The 1,900-nt window shown below is 58.1% G+C and carries 2 protein-coding genes; one reads left to right on the top strand and one right to left on the bottom strand.

The window, feature by feature from the left end:
- Positions 1-1,323 precede the first annotated feature (1,323 nt).
- Positions 1,324-1,458 carry a hypothetical protein gene (locus J1C56_RS33400; RefSeq protein ID WP_275945203.1) on the top strand — a complete coding sequence of 45 codons (135 nt, stop codon included), beginning with the start codon at positions 1,324-1,326 and terminating at the stop codon, positions 1,456-1,458.
- 85 nt (positions 1,459-1,543) lie between these two features.
- Here the strand turns inward: J1C56_RS33400 and J1C56_RS32665 are convergent.
- Positions 1,544-1,900 (bottom strand): PRC-barrel domain-containing protein (locus tag J1C56_RS32665; RefSeq protein ID WP_420797455.1); only part of this gene is annotated, 357 nt, incomplete at its 5' end.

The following is a 1,900-nucleotide window of genomic DNA, read 5'->3' as shown; positions in this document are numbered from 1 at the left end:
CTGCCGGAGGGCGACCTCGGCAGGCCTCGCTGCTGGAGCGCCTGACGGTTCGGGTCGTTGCCGTGCGCTCCAAACCCAAAACGCCTCGCCATGACTGTCGTTCCCAAGTCAAGAAAAGACCTGCCGGATGTCCCGACAGGTCTTTTCGACAGCGGATGAGGGACCTCCGCAGACGTAATTTACTGAGCCGGGGCGGCTGGCGCTGCCGGAGCAGGTGCCGGTTCCGCTGGCGCGGCAGGTTCCGGAGCAGCGGTGGTCGGCGCTGCGGGTGCTGCAGGCGCCGCCGGAGCGGCGGGGGCAGCTGGTGCGGAGGGTGCTTCGATCTTCACATCGACATCGCGGCTACCGCCCCAATTTCCTTGGGAGAAAACGAAAAATGCGACCACAGCGCCGATAATGACGATGATAGCAACCGCCCATCCTGCTCCGCCGCCTCCAGAATTAACTACAGTGGGTCCATCGGCCATACTTGGTTCCTCCGTTTCAAGTAAAAATAACGCCAGCCGTGAAAATGGCGGCGCAAATTCCGAATATTGGCGCAAGTATCCATCGCGCCTGGTGCACGCTTTGGTCCATTAGGACCTCCTGAATTTATCTATGGATTTGAACGGCTTCTTGCGCGTTTGGTTCCATGGGGCTCGGTGCCTAAGGAAAATCACTAGCTTGCCTGAGAATGCCAAATAGCGTGGAAAAGCCCCGTCGGATTGCCCGGCGGGGCTTCTAAGGGCGTGGAGAAATGGAGCAAAGCCACGCCCACGCGGTGGCCTCTCAGAGAAGCGGACGAACGGATGTGAGGTTCCTTGTCAGCAGGAGGCCTGCCGCAATCGCGGCGACAACGGCAGGCCCGCTGCTTGGAACGCGGCTGAGGGGGCGCGCGCTCCGCTAACACAATCGCCCGACTGCGCCATGAGTTCCGGACCATCGTGCTCTTACGCACAGCGCACCCACTTCGGCCCTTGGTTAAATACAACTCTTGATCATCACTGAAGTTTAGTGCTGTCTAATATTGCTTGAGGGATATCCCACCGGGAGCATTGCCCATGAGGCATCGCGAGGTCCAGGAGCAGCTAAGGGTTGTCGGAATTTCGCTCAGCAAGAATGGCGGTAGCCTTCGGGTCAACTATTTCGGCGGCGGAGCTGACACCGCACACTTCACTTCCGATTTAGAGGAAGCGCTTCGCATAGGCCTCTCCATTAATGCAAAACATCTGCCCAAGACTTGGTGCTCGCGGCGCTAAGCCATTGGGAAGAGCCTCGCAACCTTTCGGTGACAGGGGAATTGGTGGTTGGCGGTATCCTCCGGTGCGAGCGAGGCGAACGTTCATGAACCCTTTGCTTTTCTCCATTGCCGCAATGGCGATTGGAGCCTTTGCGATCTGGCATCGCTCCTTCATCGGCTTGGCCATTGCGGCCGGCGCTAATGCGGCAGCTATCTGGCTGATGTGGCCAAACCTCTAAACGACAAAAGGCCCCGCCGGCCGAAGCCAACGGGGCAGTAAGAGAATAGCCGACTTCCTGCAGTGGGCGGAATGTCGGAAAGAGCTCACCAATAAGGCCGTGCTCCGTAGTAGTCATAGATCCGACGATTGTTGTCGTCTGACCAATCGTATTCCGTGTCGGCGGTGTATCGGGGGGCCTCTTCAAGCTCATCTTTAGTAATGTCGATCTGGAATCCCCCAAGGTCTTCATTGTAGGTGAGCTTGCTCCACGGCACAGGATAGTGATCCTCGCCCATCCCAAGGAAGCCGCCGAAACCCAGCACAGCATGAGCTACTCGGCCGCCAACTTTCTCCAGTACCAACCGCTTCACTTCACCGATGTGGGCCTCATCAGGGCCATAGACTTCCGTCCCGATGACTTTGTCGCTCTCGATCAGATTATTCATTTCTCGCTCCTGCGG

Origin of the sequence: Aminobacter anthyllidis, from assembly GCF_018555685.1 — a bacterium.
Lineage (GTDB): Bacteria > Pseudomonadota > Alphaproteobacteria > Rhizobiales > Rhizobiaceae > Aminobacter > Aminobacter anthyllidis.
The sequence above is the reverse complement of the archived record's forward strand: the minus strand, read 5'-3'. Positions and strand labels throughout refer to the sequence as shown.